The organism is Mycolicibacterium gadium, from assembly GCF_010728925.1.
Taxonomy (GTDB): domain Bacteria; phylum Actinomycetota; class Actinomycetes; order Mycobacteriales; family Mycobacteriaceae; genus Mycobacterium; species Mycobacterium gadium.
The window spans coordinates 3,371,745-3,393,226 of the sequence record NZ_AP022608.1; the positions used below are offsets into that span (position 1 = coordinate 3,371,745).

A 21,482-nucleotide genomic window follows, 5' to 3' on the forward strand; every position below is an offset into this window, starting at 1 on the left:
ACGCATGAGTATCAAGGTCGCCGCGATCGGCACCGGCAACGTCGGCCGGCACGCTCTGACCCAGCTCATCAACGATCCGCAGTTCGAGCTGACCGGGGTGTGGGTGTCGTCGGATTCCAAGGCCGGTAAGGATGCCGGAGAGCTTGCCGGACTTGATGTTTCGACGGGAATTGCCGCCACTACCGATCTCGACGCCATCCTGGCGACCAAACCGGACTGTGCGGTGTACACCGCGATGGCCGACAACCGTCTGCCCGATGCGTTGGAGGACTACCGGCGCATCTTGACCGCGGGCGTCAACGTGGTCGCCAGCAGCGCGGTGTTCCTTCAATACCCATGGGGCGTGATTCCCGACGAACTCCTCAAACCGATCGAGGATGCGGCGAAGGAGGGCAATGCCAGCATATTTGTCAACGGCATCGACCCCGGGTTCGCCAACGACCTGCTTCCGCTTGCGCTGGCCGGAACGTGCCAGCGCATCGAGCAGATCCGGTGCATGGAGATCATCAACTACGACACTTACGACAGCGCCACCGTGATGTTCGACGTGATGGGGTTCGGCCGGTCGCTCGACGACCTTCCGATGCTCCTGCAGCCAGGGGTGCTGAGCCTCGCGTGGGGTTCGGTGGTTCGGCAGCTGGCCGCGGGAATCGGCGTCGAACTGGACGAGGTGACCGAGACCTATGTTCGCGAGCCCGCCCCCGAGGATTTCGACATCGCGTCCGGCCATGTCGAGAAGGGCACCGCGGCGGCGCTGCGCTTCGAGGTCCAGGGGAAGAAGGACGGCAAGGTGGCCGTCGTGCTCGAACACGTCACTCGGTTGCGCGACGACTTGCGGCCTGACTGGCCGCAGCCGGCGCAGGAGGGCGGCTCCTACCGCATCGAGATCACCGGTGAGCCTTCCTACGCTCTGGACCTCTGCCTCAGCAGTCCCAACGGCGATCACAATCACGCCGGACTGGTCGCCACGACCGCCCGCGTCGTCAACGCGATCCCCGCCGTGGTCGCCGCGCCGGCCGGCATCAGGACCACCCTCGACCTACCCCTGATCACCGGAAAAGGGTTGTACTCTGTGCAATAAGCCGGGGACACAGTAGAGAAGGGCGCGCCTATGCGGACCACACTTCGAATCCTTACTCCGCTCTTCGCCGCTGCCGGAGCAGCGGCCGCGATCGTGGTCGCACCCGCGGCCGGCGCCCAGCCGGCGCCCGAACCTGCACCTGCACCTGCGCCAACACAGGAACAGCGTCCGCAGGCGTCGAGTCTCCTCCCACAGTGCGTCAACGAGGGCGGCTCCGCAGCCCTCGGCGGCTCCGCGACCGAGTGCGCCACGCCGGGCAATGTGCAGATCAACGACACACCCGCCCAGCAGGAGTACGTCGGTCCGTGGGGTGACATGTGGGGCGAGCCCGGCTTGTTCTTCCCCTGACCGGGGTCTTGGGCACGGCCTAGGAGCCACCCGTGCGAATTGATATTCGCTGTCTCACACTGCCTTTCGCAGCAGGGCTTTGGTGGTGGCGGTTTCGGCGGGGGTGGTGGCGGCCACGGCAGCCGCTGACTCCACCACTCGCGGCCTGAAGGAGGCCCAATCATGTCGTCAAGAATTCGTTGTACCGCAGCATGTTTTGCGATGGCCGGCGTGTGCGCCGTTGCCCTTGCTCCCGCCGCTGCGGCCGCACCCGAATGCATCAACACCGGCCCGAACACGACCCAGTGCCAGACCAACGGCAGCGCACAGATCGTCACCTCACCGCCACCGATCAGCAACGGCGGCTGGTACCCCTACTGGGGCGGCGGCGGCCTGGTCATCAGCCTCGGCGGCTGGGGCTTGGGTTGGTGACGCTGCGTTAGTTTCGCGCCAGCGGAGGTTTCGGCTAACCTAACTTTTCTATTCGACGTTCCGATAGAAGGTGGGTTGGTGGCACAGGACGCTGACGTGCGGCTGCGGCCGAGCTGGCTGCTGCTCGGGCCGGCGTTCGTCGCCGCCATCGCCTACGTCGACCCGGGCAACGTCGCCGCCAACGTCAGCGCGGGCGCGCAGTTCGGCTTCCTGCTCGTGTGGGTCATCGTGGTGGCCAACATCATGGCGTGCCTGGTGCAGTACCTGTCGGCGAAGCTCGGTCTCGTGAGCGGTCAGTCGTTGCCCGAAGCCGTCGGCGGCAGGATGCGCCGCCCGACTCGGCTGGGCTACTGGATGCAAGCGGAATTGGTCGCGATGGCAACAGATCTCGCCGAGGTAGTGGGCGGAGCCATCGCGCTGTACCTGCTTTTCGATCTCCCACTGCTCACCGGTGGCGTGATCACCGGAGCCGTCTCGCTGTTGCTCTTGGTGATCAAGGACCGCCGCGGCCAGCAGATGTTCGAACGGGTCATCACCGGACTGCTGCTGGTCATCGCGATCGGGTTCTGCACCAGCCTGTTCGTCGCAGCGCCCCCCGCGAGCGAGGCAGCCGCCGGACTGGTGCCGATGTTCGCGGGCACCGAGAGCGTGCTGCTCGCCGCGGCAATGCTCGGAGCGACCGTGATGCCGCACGCGGTCTACCTACACTCCGGTCTCACCCGCGACCGCCACGGTCACCCCGACCCCGGTCCGATGCGCCGGATGCTGCTGCGCGCCACCCGCTGGGATGTCGGAATCGCGATGGTCGTCGCGGGTGCGGTCAACCTCTCGATGCTGCTCGTGGCGGCGACGAACCTGCAGGGCCGCGACAACACCGACTCGATCGAGGGAGCCCACGCCGCGGTCAACGACACATTGGGCCCGACGGTCGCCCTGCTGTTCGCGATCGGACTGCTGGCGTCTGGTCTCGCGTCGTCGTCGGTGGGCGCATATGCAGGCCAGATGATCATGCAGGGCCTGCTCCACGTATCGATTCCGATGGTGGCCCGACGGCTCATCACCCTGGTGCCCGCACTGGTGATCCTGGCGGTGGGCGTCGACCCGAGCCGCGCGCTGGTGTTGTCCCAGGTGGTGCTCTCGTTCGGAATCCCGTTCGCATTGATTCCGCTGGTGCGGCTGACCAGCGACCGCGCAGTGATGGGCGACGACACCAACCATCGAGTGACCACAGCCCTTGGGTGGCTGGTCGCCGCGTTGATTACAGTGCTGAATGTGGTGCTCATCTATCTGACCATCAAGGGCTGATGCGGCATACCTACTTCGCCTACGGGTCGAACCTGTGCGTTCGGCAGATGGCGCGGCGGTGCCCTGGCGCAGTCGATCCGCGGCCGGCGACGCTGGCCGACCACGACTGGCTGATCAACGAGCGCGGCGTGGCGACCGTCGAACAGTTCGACGGCTCGCAGGTACACGGCGTCGTGTGGCAGCTGACCGATACCGACCTCGCGACCCTCGACAGCGCAGAAGGTGTTCCGGTGCGGTATCGCCGCGATCGCCTCACCGTGCACACCGACGACGGTCCGTACCAGGCGTGGGTGTACATCGATCACCGCGTCGAACCGGGCCCGCCGCGGCCGGGCTATCTCGAACGCGTCGTCGACGGCGCACTGCAGCAGGGCCTGCCACAACGCTGGATCGACTTCCTGAGACGCTGGGATCCAACGCGGTGGCCCGGGAGCACGGCACATTCGAGTTCACCTGCACCACAATCACTTTCGGAGCTACTTGCGGACCCCGGCATCGTCGAAGAGCTCACTCTGCGGTCGCGGTTCGGGTTCATGGCCTTCCACGGCGGCGGCCTAGAGCAGATGACCGACGTCATCGCCCACCGCGCAGCCGATGCCGCCGACGCGTCGCTGTATGTGGTGCGTCACCCCGACCACTACCCGCACCACCTGTCCTCGGCGCGCTATGACCCCGCGGAGTCCGAACGACTGGCCGAGTTCCTCGACCATGTCGACGTGGTGGTGGCGCTGCACGGCTACGGCCGCATCGGTCGCAGCACGCAACTGCTCGCCGGCGGCCGCAACCGCCGACTGGCCGAACATCTCGCGCACCACGTCACCGTTCCGGGGTATCAGGTGGTCACCGACATCGACGCCATACCTCGTGAACTGCGGGGCCTGCACCCGGACAACCCGGTGAACCGTGTGCGCCGGGGCGGTACACAGCTCGAACTCACGCCGCGGGTGCGGGGCATCAGCCCGCGCAGCCAGCTGCCCGGTGACGACGGCCTCTCCCCCGCGACGTCGACGTTGGTGCAGGGGCTGGCCGCGGCGGCGCGGTCTTGGGAATCGCCCCCGACCTAGCGGAGACACCTCACCCATCCGGACGGGCCCCCGCTCCGAATACGGGATGTGGAAAGTTCCAGCCCCGCTGCACGCTCCGTCGCCGTCATCGGCAGCGGCGTGTCAGGCCTAGTCGCGGCTTATGTACTGGCACAGCGCGACCGCGTGACCCTCTACGAGGCCGACACCCGGCTCGGAGGGCACGCCCACACCCACCAGATCACCCACACCGACGACGGCCGCACCATCGCCGTCGACTCGGCATTCCTGGTGCACAACGACCGCACCTACCCGACGCTGTGCCGGCTGTTCGACGAACTCGGCATCGCCACGCGCGAGACCGACATGTCGATGTCGGTGCGCGACGACGCGAGCGGACTCGAATATGCCGGTGCGCGAGGGGTCGGCGGGTTGTTCCCGTCGTGGTCAGCGCTCACCCGCCCGCGGTACCTCTACATGCTGGTCGAGGTCAAACGATTCCACCGGGCGGCGCTGCGCCTGCTCGAAAGTGGCGAGGACGACGCGACTGTCGGCGAATTCCTCGACCGCCACGGTTTCTCCCCGTACTTCATCGAGTACTTCATGACGCCGCTGATCGCCGCGGTGTGGTCGGCTCCGCCCGGGCAGTCGCTGAACTATCCGGCCCGCTACCTGTTCGTGTTTCTGGAGCACCACGGGATGCTGTCGGTGTTCGACTCACCGACATGGCGGACGGTGGTCGGCGGTTCCGTCACGTACGTCGACGCGGTGGCCAAAGTGATCGACGAGGTGCGCCTGGGCACCGCGGTGCGCTCGGTGGCACGACTGCCCGACGGCGTCGAGGTTTCCGACGAAACCCACGGACCGCGGCACTACGACGCCGCCGTCGTCGCCACCCACCCCGATCAGGCGCTGCTCATGCTCGCCGACCCGACACCAACCGAACGCGCAGTGCTCGGTGCCATCGAGTACAGCATCAACCATGCACAGCTGCACACCGACGAATCGGTGCTGCCCAAGAGCCGACGCGCCAGGGCGTCGTGGAACTACCTGGCCACCTCCGACGACGCATCGGTGATGGTCACCTACGACGTGACTCGACTGATGCGTCTCGGCGGCGGCCCCCGAATCCTGGTGACACTTGGCGGCAGGGACCACGTCGACCCCGCCAGTGTCCTCACCGAGATGACCTACAGCCATCCGATGTACACGCCGACCTCTGTTGCCGCTCAACGACTTTTGCCGACGTTGGACGACGACCGCGTCGTATTCGCAGGCGCGTACCACGGCTGGGGTTTTCACGAAGACGGTGCGGCCTCCGGATTGCGGGCGGCACAACGCCTGGGGGTCGATTGGCCGGCCGTCGCCCGCGAGGCGGTGGCATGCTGACACCACCCGCCATCTACCGCACTCGGATCACCCACCTCCGTCGCGCCCCGGTGCACCACTACTTCGAGCATCGCGGGTACAGCTGGTATGTCGACGTCGACGCACTACCCAAGCTGCCCCGATGGCTGCGGCCATTCGCCCGATTCGACGCACGCGACCACCTCTTCGAATCCGACGGTCCGAATGACACCCTGCGCCAACGCATCGACGCGTTCCTCGCCGACCGGGGCATCGACCTAAACGGCGGCCGGATAACCGCACTGCTGCAGGCGCGGGTACTCGGATACGTCTTCAACCCGCTCAGTCTTTACTGGTGCCACGACGCCGACGGAACGCTGCGCCACATCATCGCCGAGGTTCACAACACCTACGGCGGACGCCACGCCTACGTGCTGCCGCCCGACAGCGACCACCCCACGATCGTCATGAAGAAGCTGTACGTCTCACCGTTCAATGACGTGGACGGCTACTACCTGGTGACCGCCCCACGGCCCGACGAAAATCTCGACGTGCGCATCTCCCTGCACCGCGAGAACCAGCCGGCCTTCGTCGTCACGATGCGTGGGAATCGAAGGCGCGCAGGTATTGCCGAGATCCTGCGGCTGCAACTGGTCGCGCCGCTGGCTCCCTTGATGGGTGCGATCGGGATTCGGGTACAAGGCATCACTCTCTGGCTGCGACGAGTCCCAATCGTGCCCCGCGAGTCCCACGTCAAGGAAAGAGTCCACCAGTCGTGACCATTGACCTGACCACCGCCGCTCCGGCCACCATCGATTCGGACAGATGGCCGGCCGTGGCACGAGTGCCCGGCGGGCCGCTCAGTGCCGCGACGGGCGCGATCGCCGACCGGTTGTTCCGCCGAGCGGTGTCGCGGTTGCCGATCCGCGTGGTCTATCCCGACGGGAGCGTCATCGGGGCGGCTGACCCCACGCTGCCGACCATGGTGGTGCATCGGCCCGAGGCAATGGTTCGCCGAGTCGGTCGCTACGGGCTCATCGGCTTCGGTGAGTCGTACATGGCCGGCGACTGGAGTTCTACGGATATCGCTTGCCTGCTGACCGAATTCGGCAAGCGGCTGACGGAGCTGATTCCTCCTGTCCTGCAGAGGTTCCGGCCGCTCGCCGTCGTACGCCCGCCGCGGTCGCAGTACAACAGCCCTCGGCAGGCGCGCCGCAACATCGCGGACCACTACGACCTGTCGAACCTCATGTTCGCCGAATTCCTCGACAAGACGATGACGTACTCGAGCGCGCTGTTCGAGTCCCTTCCCGCCCAGGACTCGAGCCTGGCGGATGCGCAACACCGAAAGATCGAACGGATCCTCGACGCCGCGAGGGTCAGGTCGGGCAGCCGGGTGCTCGAGATCGGCACCGGCTGGGGCGAGCTGTGCATCCGCGCCGCCATGCGCGGCGCACACGTCCGTTCGATCACCTTGTCGGCCGAGCAGCAGCGACTGGCCCGACAGCGGGTGGCCGAGGCGGGCCTTTCCGACCTGGTTGAGATCGACCTGTGCGACTACCGCGACGTCGAAGGCAGTTACGACGCCGTGCTGTCGATCGAGATGATCGAGGCGGTCGGATACCCGTTCTGGCCCACGTACTTTCAGACGCTTGACCGGCTGGTCGCTCCCGAAGGGCGGGTGGCGATCCAAGCCATCACGATGCCGCACGACCGGATGCTGGCCAGCCGCAACACCTACACCTGGATCCAAAAGTACATTTTCCCCGGCGGTCTGCTGCCGTCGACCGAGGCGATCCTCGGCATCACAGAGTCCACCACCAGGCTGCGCACCGTTGACATGTTCTCACTGCGACTGCACTACGCCGAGACGCTTCGGTTGTGGCGGGAACGCTTCGTCGGTCGCCAGGATGCTCTGGCGGAGTTGGGGTTCGACGACGTCTTCCAGCGGATGTGGGAGCTTTATCTGGCCTACTCAGAGGCCGGGTTCCGGTCGGGGTACCTCGACGTTTACCAGTGGACATTCGCGCCGTCGGGACGTGCGAGATGACACCGTCCGCCGGAGGCGGGTGATGAACTTCGTCGTCGTCGCCACGGCGTCGCTGGCCATCCTGGTCATCGTTCACACCGTCACATTCCTGATCGGTCGCCGGATCGGGCGCTACAACGTCGTCGACACCGCGTGGGGTCTGGGATTCGTCGCGGTGGCCGCCGTTGCCGCCGCGCTCGGCACGGGTGACGTGTTCCGGCGGGTCGTCCTGCTGGTTCTCGTCGCGGTTTGGGGGTTGCGACTGGCGTGGCATATGACGCTGAAATCGGCTGGCAAGGGCGAGGATCCACGCTACCGCGATCTGCTGCGCGGCGACTTCTCGGCAGGCCACGTCATCCGAAAGGTGTTCTTGATCCAGGGGGCGGCGACGTGGTTCGTCTCGTTGCCCGTGCAGCTTTCGGCCGTCCTGGGGCCGACGCCGGCGCTGCTGCGCCCGGTGTTTGTCCTAGGTGGGGCCGTGTGGGCACTCGGCTTGCTGTTCGAGGCCGTCGGCGATCATCAGCTGCGGCGCTTCAAGGCCGACCCAGCCCACCAGGGTGTCATCATGGACCGCGGACTGTGGGCGTGGACCCGGCATCCGAATTACTTCGGCGACGCATGCGTGTGGTGGGGACTGTGGCTGGCCAGCATCGCGGGCGCGATTTCGCTCGTCACCGTGCTGTCCCCGGTGGTCATGACCTATTTCCTGGTGTACGCCACCGGAGCCCGGCTCACCGAGAAGTACATGGCCAATCGAAACGGCTTCGACGAATACCGTTCGCGTACTTCATTTTTCGTACCGCGTCCACCTAGATCGCGAATACCATGACGCTATTTGCACCGGTCGATAGGCTACGGCCTGTGACAAGGGACCTCGACGAGCTGCTCCGCCACGTGGCCCAGCAGGACGTCGACGCGTTCGCGGAGTTCTACGACCAGACTCGGGCGCGGGTATTCGGCCTGGTCACCCGGGTTCTGCGCGATCCCGGCTACAGCGAGGAGACCACGCAGGACATCTACCTGCAGGTATGGCGCACCGCGGATACATACAATCCCGCCGCGGGGTCCCCGATGTCGTGGCTGATGACGCTCGCGCATCGCCGGGCCGTGGACCGGGTGCGCTCTGAGCAGGCCGCCGGTCAGCGCGAGTCCCGCTACGGCGCCGCCAATGTCGAGCCGCCGTCCGACCAGGTCGCCGACTCGGTGATCCAGAGCGACGAGCACCGCCAGGTGACCGAATGTCTCGGCTCACTGACCGATACTCAGCGAGAGGCCATTCACCTCGCCTATTACGACGGCCTGACCTACGTTCAGGTGTCCGAGCGGCTGTCGGCCAACCTCGCGACGATCAAATCGCGGATGCGCGATGCCATCCGCGGCCTACGCAGGTGTTTGGGACTGACATGACTCAACCGATAGACGATTTGACCGCCCTTGCGACGCCGTATGCGTTGCACGCGATGCCCGAGGCCGAACGTGCCGACATCGACCGTCGTCTTGCGAGTGCGCCGCCCGACGTGGCGCGCGCCTTCGGCGACGAGGTCCGTGCGGTGCGCGAAACGATGGCGGCGATATCGGCCGCCACCGCGGTCGAGCCACCGGACGAACTTCGCGACCGTGTCCTCGCCGAAATCAGCAGGACACCTGCCGTGCCGGCACCGGTGATCCCGATGAAGCCTCGCTCAAAGCGGTGGCGCACGGCCGTGCTGGCCGCCGCGGCTGCGTTGATCGTCGGACTCGGCGCCCTCGGCGTTGGGCTCGCGCTGCGGCCCCCACCGACGACAGCGGAGCAGATCTTCGCCGCACCGGACGTGCGCACCGTTTCCGGCGACATTCCCGGCGGCGGCCGGGCAACGGTCGTCTTCTCCCGCGACAAGGACGCCGGCGTCCTGGTGATGAACAACGTCGCGCCGCCCAAGACCGGCACCGTCTACCAGATGTGGTTGATCAACGACGAGGGGCCGCATTCGGCGGGCACCATGGACGCGCAGGCCATCGCGCCGTCGACCACCGCTGTGCTGCCGGATCTGGACGGGTCGAGCACGCTGGCGTTCACCATCGAGCCGGCCGGCGGTTCCCTGATGCCGACCACCGCGCCTTTCGCGGCATTGCCACTGACCTAGGTCCCTTCGAGAGTGGCCGCTGCGGCCTCGGCGATCACATCGGCGACGTCGTGACCCCGCTGCCACGCCCGCCGCTGCCGCATCGCCCCGTTGCCCTCCTCGGCGACGCGGTGCAGTTCGCTGGTGACGAGGTCGTAGTCGCCGACGGCCTCGAGCGCGGGCCGCACGTGCTCGACCAGGTTCCCCAACAACGTTCGCGCAGGCGCACACTCGTGCCCCTCGGCCAGGTCGAGCGCTTCGCCGTCGAGGCCGTCGCGCGCCGATTTCCAATAGGCGGCACGCAGGGCATGAGCGGTCAGCGGCGGCACCGGTTGGCGCTGCCGCTCGTCGTCCAGCGCCGTCATCACCGCTCCGCGGATCAACGCCGCCAGCAGCACGGTCTCGGCGACCGTGGCCGGCACGTCGGCGACCCGGACCTCGACAGTCGGAAACTTCGCCGACGGCCGCACATCCCAATAGACCATCCCATCGTCCAGCGCGGCGCCCACGCGGATCAGCATCTGCACGACGGCGTCGTACTCGTCGACGGAATCCAATGCCGGCGGCGGTCCCGCGCTCGGCCACCGCGCCCACAGCACGCTGCGCCAGCTGGCGAAGCCGGTGTCGGTGTTGCGGTAGATCGCCGAATTGGCGCTGAGCGAGAGGAGCAGCGGCAGCCACGGCCGCAGCCGGTTGCTGACCCGGATCGCGGCCTCGCGGTTCGGCACGGCGACATGAACATGGGCACCGCAGATGCCTTGTTCGTGCGCGATCATGCCGTGCCTTTCGGCGATCTTTCGGTAGCGCGGGGTGTCGGTGATCGGGAATTCGTGCGGCACGGTGGGCGGTAATCCGACGGCCAGCAGCCGGGCGCCGCCTGCTTCGGCGGCCTCAGCCGTGATGCGGCGCAACCTGAACAGCTGGTCGGCCAGTTCGCGGGTTCCGCCGACGACATCGGAGGTGGTCTCGACCTGGCAGCTGGTCAGCTCGAGCTGCAGTTTCACGCCGCGCTCGGCGGCGTGCCCGGCGACCGTCGTGTTGACGGCGACCGGTTCGCCGGTTGCGGGATCGGCGAGCAAGAATTCCTCTTCGACGCCGATGGTGGGATGAGTGGCCATGGTGTGTTCGGGTCTGAAAATTGATCCGGTCCGTCGGAGTCTGGCTCACGACGGACCGGATCGGGGTGACAAGTCCTGAGTTGGCGTGACGTCGGGGTTCGACGTCAGCGGCAGAATGATGCCCATTGCGGACAGCTGCTAAACCTGGCGCGCAGAACTTCTACGATCAGTGGATGGTCAAAGACTTCCGGTTCGGTGTCGGACTGCAGGCCGCACGTCGTCAGAAGTCGGTTCAGGACTGGGCGCGCCGAGCCGAGGGCATGGGGTACGACGTCGTCCACATGGCCGACCACCTCTACACGACGGCGCCGTTCCCGATGATGACGGCCATGGCGATGGCGACCGAGAAGCTGCGCGTCGGCACCTTCGTGCTGAACGCCGGCTTCTACCGGCCCGCGCTACTGGCGCGGGACGTCACGTCGCTGCGTGACCTCAGCGGCGGCCGTTTCGATCTCGGCCTCGGCGCGGGGTACGTCAAAGAGGAGTTCGAGCAAGCCGAGCTGCCGTACCCGACGGCGGGTGAACGCGTCGCGTGGCTGCGTCACGTCACCGAGCACATGAACGAGCACGCGGCCGATGTGCCGATCCTCATCGCGGGCAATGGCGACAAGCTGCTGACCCTCGCCGCGCAGAAGGCGAACATCATCGGGCTGACGGGCGGTCACCCGATCATCGGCGGCGTTGATCCGCTCGCCGACCGCATCGCGTTCGTCCGCGGGGCGGCCGGTGACCGATTCGGTGAGCTGGAGCTGAATCTGTCCGTGATCGCGCTGCCGACCGACAACTCGGGGGTTCCCGATCTGTCGCTCGTGCGGCGATTCCTGCCGGACCTGTCCGAGGAAGAGATGCTGGCGACGCCCGCGGTGTTCTCGGGTACGCCGAGGGACATCGCCGACACCATTCGGCACTTGCGCGACGCTTACGGCGTCACCTACATCACCGTGCAGCAGCAACACGGCGAGGAGTTCGCGAAGGTGATCGCCGAGCTCCGCTAGTCACAGCCAGAGGTAGAGGCCCGACAGCACCGCCCAGACGGCGAAGCAGTAGACCTCGAACAACACGCGCAAGAGTGTCGGCGCGTGGCGCAGTTCCATGAAGTCCAGGCCGACGAGGCGCACTTTGATCGCCGCGATGGCCAGCACGACGATCGCCACCATCGAACCCGTGCCGTGGTCGGCGCCGACGGCCCACGAGACGACGGTCGCCGCGACGAGGATCAGCCACGAGAGGCCCGCGCGGTTGCGCACCAGTTGGAACACCGAAGGACCCTGCATCAGCTCACCAGGTACAGCAGTGCGAACAGGAAGATCCACAGCAGGTCGACGAGGTGCCAGAAGCACGCGCCACCCTCGATGGCGGCCATCCTGGCGGCGCTGATTTCGTGGCGGCGGGTCTGCGTCAGCAGGAACGCCAGCACGCCGATGCCGACGCATACGTGGAAGAGATGCAGTCCGGTCAGGATGAAGTAGTAGAGGAAGAAGTCGTTCGCGCCCGGGCCGTGGCCGCTGGTTGCCAGCGAGACATATTCAAAGACCTTGAGGCCGACGAAGAGCAGGCCGAACGCGATCGCTGCGGAAACGGCTTGGGCGGCAATCGACTTCGCGCCGGCGCGGATCGCGCCGAGCGCGACGACGATGCACAGCGAGCTGGTGAGCAGGACCAGGGTGTTGGTGACGCCGATGCCGATGTGCAGAGACGTGCGGGCGACGTCGAACAGGTCGGGCGCCTTGGCCCGTTCCACCATGAAGGTGACGAAGAAGACGCCGAACACGAGCATGTCGCCGAACAGGAACACCCAGGTCCCGGACTCGGCGGGGATCCGCCGGGCGGAGGGGTCGCCCGGCGCCGTCGCAGCCGCCGTCACGGTGTTGCGGCCAACCGGCTTTCGGCGGCTTCCTCCGCCTTGATGGACTTCAGCAGCACGACGGTGGTGCCGATCATCCAGACGATCAGGGCGAGCCCGGGCAGGTAGTAGGCGAACACGCCATCCCAGGCGAGCGGGCCGGTACTCATGGCCACCACGACGCAGCCGGGGAGCGACAGCATGGCCACCCACAGGTTGAGGAAGCCATACCAGCGCGGGAAGGTCGGGGGGTCGCCCTTGTCGGTGAACGACGCGATCGCCAGTGTGAGGTTCTGCATGACGATGGTGCCGACGATGCCGATGAACCACAGCCAGAAGAAGTCGCTGAACGCCTGGGTGATCTCCGGATCACGTTGCCCGGCCCGAAATGCCGCCGCCGCCAACGCCATCAGCGAGAACATCATCGCCGGGGTGAAGATCGCGGCGGCCAGCAGCTGGGTCAGGGTGAGCATGCCCCATTGCCCCTCGGCTCGCCGCAGGCGCAGCACGATCACTGCGTGGAACGGAATGGCGAGCGCGGCAGCGAGCAGTGCGCCGGCAAGCCCGAATCGGACCCAGAGGTTCTCGGTGCTCAGGAAGGCGTCGGTCTGCTCGGCCGTGTCCGACGGGGACATCGGCGGAAAGAGTTTTGCGATGCCGGAAAAGCACACGCTGTAAAGGACGATCATCGCGGTCCCACACCATGCGCCGACGCGCTGTAACTTCAGCTCCACGGCTGAGAACGCTACGGTGCGGCGGCCCGATTCGGAAGAAGTTTTGTCAAATTTGCCAAAACCGAGATCTGGGCTGCGCAGGACGGGCAGGTCCCGACCGGTAAGCTTCCTGCGGTCCGCCCCCGTAGCTCAGGGGATAGAGCACGGCTCTCCTAAAGCCGGTGTCGCATGTTCGAATCATGCCGGGGGCACCAAGACGGTTTGCAGGTCAGCGCGGTTTCCGGGCGGTTGCCCTACTTCCCCTCGCTCCTCTCTGGTCGGTGTGTGGTCGGTGCTTCGTTGGTATCAGATGGTTCCGGGTGGCTGCCTTTGTCTCGGGCGACGGCCTCCATGAGCCGACGCGCGTTCTCCGGGGAGCGCAGTAGATAGTCCGTCTGGTCCCCCGTAGCAGGATCGACCACAGACAAATCGTCCTCCTGAGAATCACTCCGCGTCGTCCGATCCGCTGTCGCGCGCCCATGCTCGATAGCCTCGCGGGCTGCCGCATCAAGCCGATTGGCGACATCGTCCAAGTCACTTGGAAAGAGGCCGGCGTAATGGTTCAGGGTCGTTGCTGCGGACTCATGGCCAAGTAGGCGGGCGACGGCTACCACGGACGCTCCAGCCTGTATGGCTAGCGATGCGGCAGTGTCGCGAAGATTGTGCGGCGTGATGTCGAGTTCCAGGGCGTTGACCGCATCATCGAAGACGTCGCGGCGGAAGTTGCGATTCCGGAGCGGGGTGCGATTCGCAGACGGGAAGACGAGTTCATCAGCTTTGTGGACTCCCCGGAACCTAACGAGTTCCTCCGACACGATCGCCGGGATGGGCACGGTCCTGGCCTGGTGATCCTTGACCGACGACATCTCGCCACGTGGCGCTTCTTCCGAGTACGCACGCGCAACCCGCAGGGATCGCCTGCCGAGATCGACCTCAGCCCATCGCAAAGCCGCTAGTTCGCCCCACCGCAGGCCGCAATATCCGGCGACCAATACGAGGATCCGGTCCCGTCTCTCATTGAGGTGGTCGGCCAGCTGCCAGAGTTCGTCATGCGTCAGCGGACGCGGGTCATTGCCCTGGACCTTGGGCAGGCGGATACCGGCAGCAGGGTTGCGATGGATGGCACCATCGCGGACCGCATGATCGAACACTCGGCGCAGTACGCCGAGCGAATGGCGCGCGGTCGCCGCTGACTGCTTGCGTGAAATCTCGGCCGCCCAAGCCTGGACCTCGGAGGGTCGCACCGATACAAGCGGGCGCCGACCAAATGCCTGAGCAATCTGCTTGGCGACCACGCCGCGAATCTTGCGCTCCGTAGCTTGTGCCCTCGCCGGTTGAGCCGACAACCAAATCTCGCACCATTCTCGGACCGGTAGCTCGCCCGCTTTGGGGTCGGCCCATGCTCCGGTCTTCAGTGTCTCGACTTGCTTGCGTTCCCACTCCTGTGCGTCGCGCTTGCGAGGAAACGTTCTGGAGGCGACGTACCGTCCGCGAAAATACACCCGAGCCCGGTAGACGCGGGCTCCATTCGGACCGGTCCTCGGCTCAATCACTGTTCTACGCCTCCATTCGCGACTCACGGCGCGAATCGAGCCACTCATCGACCTCAGCTGCGTCCCAACGGAGCGCCGTGCCGATCCGGATCGCCGGAGGACCCTCTCCACGAAGCCGCCACGCTCTGATGCAGCCAACCGAAACTTTCAGACGACTCGCTAGCTGGTCGATCTTCAACAACTCATCGCCGCGAGTAACAGCCTTAGCTCGCACTGTCTCCCCTTTCAAGCCCGGGCTCACGCGCCGGCATGCGCCGGCTTGCGTCTGAGCACTGGATGTCCAGGGAGCAGGAATCGGCCCCGGACTCCGCATCCCTCCTGACTGATTCCATCAGCGCATCAGCAAGTAGTTCGAGCGGGTTGGCTACGAGACCGCGCAACGCCTGGATGTGCTGCCGAAGCATGTTGTCGGGGACAAAGGGGCTTCTAAACCGAATCTGTTCCCCATCAATCGAACTCACTCCGACGCCGGTGGGTGCGCCAATGGGACTGATCTCAGATTCCGTCGAGAACTCCCCCAGCACTGAGGTCGCAGCTTCACGCGTCCGGACAGAGAAACACACTCTCAGCGCGCAGTTGTCACGCGTGCTCGTCGGGATACTGTCCGCAGTTGGGCGCTGCGTACTGAGGACGACGACGATGCCTGCCGATCGTCCCCGCTTAACCAGATCTCTTACAAGAGAATCAATCTCCGCACCGACAGCCTTTGCGTCCTTCGTCGGATGTGAGCGGGCATCGAGATACGCCTGACACTCGTCGATGACGACCACAACGACTGGATGCAACCGGGACGGACCGGCCGACCACAGATTCGCGTGTCCATACAGTTCTGGAGCGTTCCTCAGCCGCTCCCGCATCAGAGTCTGAATGTCCTGGAGCGAATCTCTGACTACTTCGAGATCTCCCGCCTCGTCACCACTCACGTACCGATACGCCCGCGCCGCCAAGCCGTCCAGGTCGTAGCCCTGCTTGCCGTCAATTAGCAGCCACTGAACATCTTCGCGGTGCGCCAGAGAACCAAGTGCAAACGCCAGCCATGCGCTCTTCCCACCCCCTGGCACGCCTCCGACGACGACCCCGCTCACATTGCGGCACGAGCCTGCAACTGCTCCGCCGTGCTCGTCGACCCCAAGCGGAATATCCCAGTCTCGCGCAATCTGAGGAGCCGTCAACAGAATCGGCGCACTGAGCGGATCACGCACCCGGAGCGCTAGTTCGAAGACGCCGGCTCGCGGCTCCGCCACGGTTACCTCCCGCACTCGCAGTGCAGAGCTCAACTGACCACAATGGCGATGCCAGCCGTCCAAACTTTGACCGGGCACACCCCGCACCGCCACAGCCAATCCGTATGGCGCTCTCCGCTTCTCCGTGACTACAGGGATATATCGAACGAGTCGACGGTCCCCCCGAGTCAAGCCCACTGCACCAGCCACCGCCCGCTTCGATAGCGGACGGCGCAGGTCCGCGTCAACCGAAAGACCTAGAATTTCGGCGAGATCCGCCCACTTGCGGCGGTTTGAGAGCACAGACATGGCGTACCGGAGATCCGGACCATAGCGCGACCACTGACGGCGGCGGCGTACACCAATAGCCAGAAGTATCAGCAGGATCGACAAAGCGATCGCGAAGATACCCCAGAACAGGAGATTGCCGTACCCGAGTAGCGAACCTATCCAGAAGACGAAACTAGCTAACCCGCACGAGAATACGAGACGTCGAACGTTCATTGCATCACGGCTTCCCGCTGATCCCGCCTCCGTGACGTGGCGTCTGGATGTCGACTCCACCAGTTGCTCGCGACTTCTGCCAGTTGTGCCCGATCAGGAGCCGGCCACCGCCAGCCGGTTGGATCGGTCGACGGCCAGGACCTCGGATCAAGAACTTCGAATCCCAGGATTGACCGCCGGACTTCGTCGAGTGCCCGTTGACGATGACTCGCCGGATAGCGGAGTTTCAGACTCTCAGCAGGCGGTGCGTTCAAGTAAAAGGCGTAGTCGCAGTCCGCCGAGTCAGCGTGCACGCACGTATCGACCCACGTGTTGCACACTCGGCAGAGCAAGCCACGGACCAGTCCTGTGAAATGATCATGGTCGGCAACGTGACCGTAGCGCTGCCCGCATGATTGGCACATCGGTCCAAATTCGTCGACCAAGACCTCGTACAGTCGTTGCCGCGAGGCGTTCTTGAACGGGCTTGGCCGCGAGCCCACATCGTTCGTCGGCGAACCGAAGCATGGTCGCTCTCTGAGCACCAAGAGCACAGTCCGGATGTCTTCGGAGGACCGATAATCCGATGCAACCCCGGGTATTTCAATTCTCTCGACACCGCGGCGGCACACCAATGTCCGAATTACCATCGGTTGGCGATGCTTCGGGAACGTTGCCAATGGATCGGTCATCTCACGAACCAGCCAATCCATATTCCACGACACACGAAGGACCCCACACCACGCCGTCCTTGCCGATCGCCACCACAGACGGCCCCGTACGCATCGGGTTCAGATACTTCAGACCAAGTTTGGGCATCGGATGGCACTCGTACCCGGGCAGTTCGATTACTTCCGACGACGAGGGTCCCACGCGAAACAGCGCGGCAGTATCCTCTTCCGGCTCACGCGCCGTTATCGTCTCCCCCGGTGATGCAGGCTGCATCACGAAGAGGATGAGCAGAACGCCAGCCCAGCACGAGATCGTCCCGACGGTGAGAAGCAGTAACAACCATCGTCGCATCAGCGCAGGACCACGGAGCCAGGCGACTACGGCCCGACAGCGACCGAGGGTCGATAGGCGGAACGGATCGGAAGATCTAATTCGATGCCCTCTGAACATCACTCAGCACCTCCACGACGGGACCCGCTGTTGGCCCCGCGGAGAATATCCGTCACCGAACCGACCGGCTTGAGCGTCTGGATGTAAACCGTCACCGCCAATACGCCTCTGGGCCCGCGATCCCCCCAGCCTGGGCGTGCGTCAGCACGGATGGACAATGTGCATCGGCCCTCCGCTTGAAACAGAACGCCCGCCGGCACGGTCTCAAGCGGAGTGGTAGTCCGCACCTCGGCGCCATCCAGGCCGCGACCGCCAACACTCACTGCGAGGCCTGTCACTTTGTACAGCTGCGCGTCGTCTACCAACACCGGTTCATCCGTCGCCGCGCCATCTCGGTACACACTCTGGGCTCGCGATCCACCCCCGGTGCCAAATGCGAGCACCTGGGTCGGGTCGAGTACAAGATCATCGAGTCGGTTCAAATCAGCCATGAGTCAGTGCCTTTCGGGTGAAGGACGTCTTCCGCGCCCACTGAACCCGAGTTTGCTTGCATCGTCGCGAACAGGCATCTGCTGTTACCAAACCGGGAAAATTGCAGGTCAAGCCCCACGCCGATCAGCCACTGCCGATCATTCACCGCCACCAGCTGCCACTTCGAGCACTCCGGGCACGATCACGCCAATGGCTAACAAGAGACGTATGTCTGTTATCGGACTTACCCTAGAAATATGCTCGTCGGCTCCCCTGCACCCGGTGTCGCCGCGGATTGGCACCGATCACTAAACGTCGCCGCGGCCAAGCTCGCCATCGCAGCGGGCGTCACACCAGCGGAGGTGCGCCGCGCGAGCGGTCTGCGACGGATTGAGATCAAGCGTGCCCGCGGACCAATACATCGCCAGGTGACGGCGCTCGCGCATGCAGCTGTGCTTACTGCTCAAGAGATACCGGACGAACTAATCAGCGGGGCTGAGACAACGGCCCGAATCCTTGAGGGAGTCGGCATCGATGAACTAGGTCCGCGTTACCTCGCAATATGTGAAAAAGCGCGCCACAACGAGCGACTGCACATTTATCGCGATCACACGGAGGCGTTCACTCGCGAACTCACCGCCATCGTCGACGAATTCGCCCGGTGCAAAAAGAAGGTCAAAGACCTGGACGAAGAGTACGAACTTATCGGCGAGCACCTAGCTGCACTAGCCAAGGGCATCACGGCTTCCACACCGTGGCCAGCGCGCAGAGTGAGCGTTCAAAAAATCGAAGAACTTGTCCGAAAACGTGACTCCTTACGCGCCTTGTTTGCAACCACATTGAAGCAGACCGGCGCAGTCATGGACCGATATCGTCGCCATCAGGCAAAACGCGTTTACTACCACTCACGCCACGTGCCTCAATACCGTTCTGAAGCAATGGTATTCATCCCATCTTCCACCCTGCGGAGGATGCTGGTTTGCCCATTTGAAGAGGTCAGCGCCGGTCCAGCCTTCCGGGAAAAAGCTCTCCGCCTGATGAAGGAATGGAACACTACCTGCGAACAGTTCGCCATCGAACGGCGACGTCTTCATGAAGAGCACAAGACGGACGAGATCCGCGACCACACTTTGCGCGCGGCGATTGCCAATCATCCCAGCCGTTAGGTGACCGGTCAAAAGATCTGAAAACAAATATGCAGATTAGCCTTCGTGCGATGTGGCGGGCCCGTGCTCGCTCTCAGGCGCCGGCTGCAGGCGATCCGACACCCTTTGGACCGCGCACTCATCGAGGTAGCGCTGTACTGCTTCCGAGCGCACATGATCGGCAGGCACTTCCCGATTTTCGAGCTTCGCCGAAGCCCGCGTCGAACGACGGCCCGCTTTCTTCAACGCCGCGGCACTCACTACCACCCGCTTCCGCGCCATCACGATGCTCCTGACCTGAGACAGCTTGCGGCTCAATTGTAGGGTGCCGCGCTGCATGGCTTCCGGGGCAAGAAACTACTTGACGAACTGCGCGAGTAGCCGAGTCGGCCGGCAAGAGCGCCTACCGTCAGCCCGCGCGACATACAGATCGGGGTATTTCATCGCCGCGGCAGGATGAGAGGGTGACCGACGAACCGAACCAGTCCGGCAGTCTTGTCGGGGACGCCGCAGGGACAACCCATCTAAACCACCTAAGGTCTGTTGTCTCATAAGACACCACACCTAGTCCGATAAGTGTACAAGCGCTGCCACATTCGCCTTCGGTATGTACAGACCGCTATTACCGCGTTGCACCATGCCCTGGAGCTGGATAGTGGTCCCATCACGCATCCACTGAGTTACTTCCGCAACCGGGATCGTCGTCACTGCTTCAATACGACACAACCTTCCGCCGCGAACAGTCCTGATGGCGAAACCCGTTGTGTGCTCCTCTGGTTCGTGGGAAACACGGACCACTGGACCCGTGAACACCTCAGTCCGAGGCAGCCGGCCCGACCGTAATTCCGCTCCTGTTCGACGGATTTTCTCCTTCGCATCAGATGGAATTGCAACCGACGTTCGGACATCACGCGGCGCTGGCTGAGCCTGCGCCCACTGGAACGTGGTGTCCAACTGTGCGACCGCACTGTGGTCGAGGACCCGTGCTACAGCATCGACGAACTCAGCCGTCACCCCCTGCGACACCAACCGCAGGAGCGCTTCGCCTTGAGGCAGCTTCTCCCGTTGGACAATCTCCTCGTGCACAGCTGCCATCGCCTGTGCAAACGTACGGGTCATGCGCCGCTCCAGCGACTCCACCGTCGTAGCGGTTTCCCAACCTGACAACGGATCCTGTCCCTCGTCCTTGCCAGCCTCCGGTTCTTCAGGTGACTCGGCATCCCCGACTCGAACCTCGACAGGGATGATGTACGACCCCTTAATCGTATGGCCCATGCGTACTGAGTCCGCTACGGAATCTCCGAGCTTGGAGTAGCCACCCTTGATAACCGGACGCAGACGCAACGCTGCTGACGCGGCCGAACGGAACATTAAGCGAGCGGACTCTGTCATTGCCGCGCCAGCGTTGAGCGGAATGGTGTCAGCTATCACCACATCGTTCGCCGCGCGGACATAAGTCACGTCAATGCCCCAAAACTGTAGCTCCCGCCGAATGTCGGCCGGCTCGCGTCCGTGTGCGTCGGCAAGCCGGGTGACAAGTCCGTCCCAGGCCAATGCATCAAAGTCCAGATTCCGGACGACGCCCACTTTTCGGTCGAGCGCGGTGTTGACCCACATCCAGCCGCCACGACCCTCAGACTCCGGATTCCACCCATTCGCGGTCAGCCAGGCGTTCGCGTCGTCAAGGTGCACTGCACCTGTGCCTGCGTCGCTCACACGGCACCTCCTGCGAAGACATCGTTCAACTGCATCTCCCACGTCTTGAGCGTCGACGCTTGGAAGCGTTGGCTTCTTGGCAGAACGATGGCCTTCTTGTGCCTCTTCGGATCAAACCTTTCCCAGTACGCGTGTGTCCGGTGCACCGTCTGCTCGCCAGCCTGCTCGATCCACTCATCTTGCAGCGTGGGTACGACAACTAGCATCACGTAAACCGGCACCATTTTCGTTGACCAGCTGTCCACCCAATGCGCTTTAAGCGGGATGCGGTAGTCACCTTTTCGCTTCCCTTTTGGCGATGACGTGCATTTCAGCTGCACTAGAACTGGTGCCGCAGTCAGGTCGACGGTCGTGTCCACCGCCCAGCAATCTTCGTCCTGGCGACCTTCTTGCAACGTGTGCCCTGACTGCGAGCAGACCGCGGAAAGATAGGCCTGACTGTATCGCGACTTCGCACCGTCAACGCCGAGGCCAAGCCGACTCACGTGCCCCGCCAATGTCCGAGAGGCA

The 21,482-nt window shown here is 64.5% G+C and carries 22 protein-coding genes, 1 tRNA gene and 1 pseudogene; 14 read left to right on the forward strand and 10 right to left on the reverse strand.

Going from position 1 to position 21,482, the window contains the following annotated elements:
- Positions 1 to 4: 4 nt before the first annotated feature.
- The 11 genes from G6N36_RS16550 to G6N36_RS16600 all read left to right on the forward strand — a co-directional run bounded on the left by G6N36_RS16550 (position 5) and on the right by G6N36_RS16600 (position 9,666).
- On the forward strand, positions 5 to 1,081 hold the full coding sequence (locus tag G6N36_RS16550) for an NAD(P)H-dependent amine dehydrogenase family protein (RefSeq protein WP_163687666.1): 1,077 nt from the start codon (positions 5 to 7) through the stop codon (positions 1,079 to 1,081).
- A gap of 30 nt (positions 1,082 to 1,111) precedes the next feature.
- Positions 1,112 to 1,429, forward strand: coding sequence for a hypothetical protein (locus G6N36_RS16555; RefSeq protein ID WP_163687668.1), 318 nt, complete (start codon positions 1,112 to 1,114; stop codon positions 1,427 to 1,429).
- 201 nt (positions 1,430 to 1,630) lie between these two features.
- Positions 1,631 to 1,840 carry a hypothetical protein gene (locus G6N36_RS16560; protein WP_235690084.1) on the forward strand — a complete coding sequence of 70 codons (210 nt, stop codon included), beginning with the start codon at positions 1,631 to 1,633 and terminating at the stop codon, positions 1,838 to 1,840.
- A gap of 78 nt (positions 1,841 to 1,918) precedes the next feature.
- Positions 1,919 to 3,145 carry an Nramp family divalent metal transporter gene (locus G6N36_RS16565; protein ID WP_163687675.1) on the forward strand — a complete coding sequence of 409 codons (1,227 nt, stop codon included), beginning with the start codon at positions 1,919 to 1,921 and terminating at the stop codon, positions 3,143 to 3,145.
- Positions 3,145 to 4,209 (forward strand): poly-gamma-glutamate hydrolase family protein, encoded by a 1,065-nt coding sequence (locus tag G6N36_RS16570; RefSeq protein WP_163687678.1) that lies wholly within the window; start codon positions 3,145 to 3,147, stop codon positions 4,207 to 4,209. Before G6N36_RS16565 ends, G6N36_RS16570 begins: the two co-directional genes overlap by 1 nt.
- A gap of 48 nt (positions 4,210 to 4,257) precedes the next feature.
- A complete protein-coding gene (locus G6N36_RS16575; RefSeq protein WP_163687681.1) occupies positions 4,258 to 5,556 on the forward strand; it encodes an NAD(P)/FAD-dependent oxidoreductase in 1,299 nt (432 codons plus the stop codon).
- A complete protein-coding gene (locus G6N36_RS16580) occupies positions 5,550 to 6,293 on the forward strand; it encodes a DUF1365 domain-containing protein (protein ID WP_163687684.1) in 744 nt (247 codons plus the stop codon). The genes G6N36_RS16575 and G6N36_RS16580 overlap by 7 nt, the downstream gene beginning before the upstream one ends.
- Complete coding sequence (locus G6N36_RS16585) at positions 6,290 to 7,564, forward strand: class I SAM-dependent methyltransferase (protein ID WP_163687687.1); 1,275 nt, start codon at positions 6,290 to 6,292, stop codon at positions 7,562 to 7,564. Before G6N36_RS16580 ends, G6N36_RS16585 begins: the two co-directional genes overlap by 4 nt.
- 22 nt (positions 7,565 to 7,586) lie before the next feature.
- Positions 7,587 to 8,372 carry a DUF1295 domain-containing protein gene (locus G6N36_RS16590; protein ID WP_163690721.1) on the forward strand — a complete coding sequence of 262 codons (786 nt, stop codon included), beginning with the start codon at positions 7,587 to 7,589 and terminating at the stop codon, positions 8,370 to 8,372.
- The gene (locus G6N36_RS16595) at positions 8,369 to 8,950 is read left to right on the forward strand and encodes a sigma-70 family RNA polymerase sigma factor (protein ID WP_163687690.1); all 582 of its coding nucleotides are present in this window, start codon (positions 8,369 to 8,371) and stop codon (positions 8,948 to 8,950) included. The genes G6N36_RS16590 and G6N36_RS16595 overlap by 4 nt, the downstream gene beginning before the upstream one ends.
- Positions 8,947 to 9,666, forward strand: coding sequence for an anti-sigma factor (locus G6N36_RS16600; RefSeq protein ID WP_163687692.1), 720 nt, complete (start codon positions 8,947 to 8,949; stop codon positions 9,664 to 9,666). The genes G6N36_RS16595 and G6N36_RS16600 overlap by 4 nt, the downstream gene beginning before the upstream one ends.
- On the opposite strand, the gene G6N36_RS16605 is transcribed toward G6N36_RS16600, so the two are convergent.
- Positions 9,663 to 10,763, reverse strand: a complete 1,101-nt coding sequence (locus G6N36_RS16605; protein ID WP_163687696.1) for a glutamate--cysteine ligase — start codon at positions 10,761 to 10,763, stop codon at positions 9,663 to 9,665. The two genes, G6N36_RS16600 and G6N36_RS16605, sit on opposite strands and share 4 nt — an antisense overlap.
- A gap of 173 nt (positions 10,764 to 10,936) precedes the next feature.
- Between G6N36_RS16605 and G6N36_RS16610 the strand changes: the two genes are divergently transcribed.
- Complete coding sequence (locus tag G6N36_RS16610) at positions 10,937 to 11,758, forward strand: TIGR03621 family F420-dependent LLM class oxidoreductase (protein ID WP_163687698.1); 822 nt, start codon at positions 10,937 to 10,939, stop codon at positions 11,756 to 11,758.
- On the opposite strand, the gene G6N36_RS16615 is transcribed toward G6N36_RS16610, so the two are convergent.
- From G6N36_RS16615 to G6N36_RS16625, 3 genes are read right to left on the reverse strand one after another with little or no spacing between them, the layout of a single operon-like run.
- Entirely contained in the window at positions 11,759 to 12,037 is a 279-nt protein-coding gene (locus G6N36_RS16615; RefSeq protein WP_163687701.1) for a cytochrome C oxidase subunit IV family protein, read from the reverse strand.
- Positions 12,037 to 12,627 (reverse strand): cytochrome c oxidase subunit 3, encoded by a 591-nt coding sequence (locus tag G6N36_RS16620; protein ID WP_163687703.1) that lies wholly within the window; start codon positions 12,625 to 12,627, stop codon positions 12,037 to 12,039. Before G6N36_RS16620 ends, G6N36_RS16615 begins: the two co-directional genes overlap by 1 nt.
- Positions 12,624 to 13,340: a hypothetical protein gene (locus G6N36_RS16625; protein WP_179964799.1), complete on the reverse strand. Its 717-nt coding sequence runs from the start codon at positions 13,338 to 13,340 to the stop codon at positions 12,624 to 12,626. Before G6N36_RS16625 ends, G6N36_RS16620 begins: the two co-directional genes overlap by 4 nt.
- 118 nt (positions 13,341 to 13,458) lie before the next feature.
- Here G6N36_RS16625 and G6N36_RS16630 point away from each other — a divergent pair.
- Positions 13,459 to 13,534, forward strand: a tRNA-Arg gene (locus G6N36_RS16630).
- Positions 13,535 to 13,882: 348 nt separating this feature from the next.
- Here G6N36_RS16630 and G6N36_RS16635 read toward each other — a convergent pair.
- The 4 genes and pseudogenes from G6N36_RS16635 to G6N36_RS30365 all read right to left on the reverse strand — a co-directional run.
- Positions 13,883 to 14,920: pseudogene (locus G6N36_RS16635) on the reverse strand (tyrosine-type recombinase/integrase); the annotation flags it as partial.
- On the reverse strand, positions 14,877 to 15,185 hold the full coding sequence (locus G6N36_RS30360) for a helix-turn-helix transcriptional regulator (RefSeq protein WP_372512261.1): 309 nt from the start codon (positions 15,183 to 15,185) through the stop codon (positions 14,877 to 14,879). The gene G6N36_RS30360 and the pseudogene G6N36_RS16635, both read right to left, overlap by 44 nt.
- Positions 15,076 to 16,149, reverse strand: a complete 1,074-nt coding sequence (locus G6N36_RS16645; RefSeq protein WP_163687713.1) for an ATP-binding protein — start codon at positions 16,147 to 16,149, stop codon at positions 15,076 to 15,078. The genes G6N36_RS30360 and G6N36_RS16645 overlap by 110 nt, the downstream gene beginning before the upstream one ends.
- Positions 16,150 to 16,595: 446 nt before the next feature.
- Positions 16,596 to 17,291 carry an endonuclease domain-containing protein gene (locus G6N36_RS30365; RefSeq protein WP_372512262.1) on the reverse strand — a complete coding sequence of 232 codons (696 nt, stop codon included), beginning with the start codon at positions 17,289 to 17,291 and terminating at the stop codon, positions 16,596 to 16,598.
- A gap of 1,077 nt (positions 17,292 to 18,368) precedes the next feature.
- On the opposite strand from G6N36_RS30365, the gene G6N36_RS16655 reads away from it, so the two are divergent.
- On the forward strand, positions 18,369 to 19,277 hold the full coding sequence (locus tag G6N36_RS16655) for a hypothetical protein (RefSeq protein WP_163687720.1): 909 nt from the start codon (positions 18,369 to 18,371) through the stop codon (positions 19,275 to 19,277).
- A gap of 543 nt (positions 19,278 to 19,820) precedes the next feature.
- Here G6N36_RS16655 and G6N36_RS16660 read toward each other — a convergent pair.
- Complete coding sequence (locus G6N36_RS16660; RefSeq protein WP_163687722.1) at positions 19,821 to 20,972, reverse strand: hypothetical protein; 1,152 nt, start codon at positions 20,970 to 20,972, stop codon at positions 19,821 to 19,823.
- Positions 20,969 to 21,457, reverse strand: coding sequence for a DUF4365 domain-containing protein (locus G6N36_RS16665; protein ID WP_163687725.1), 489 nt, complete (start codon positions 21,455 to 21,457; stop codon positions 20,969 to 20,971). Before G6N36_RS16665 ends, G6N36_RS16660 begins: the two co-directional genes overlap by 4 nt.
- Positions 21,458 to 21,482 lie beyond the last annotated feature (25 nt).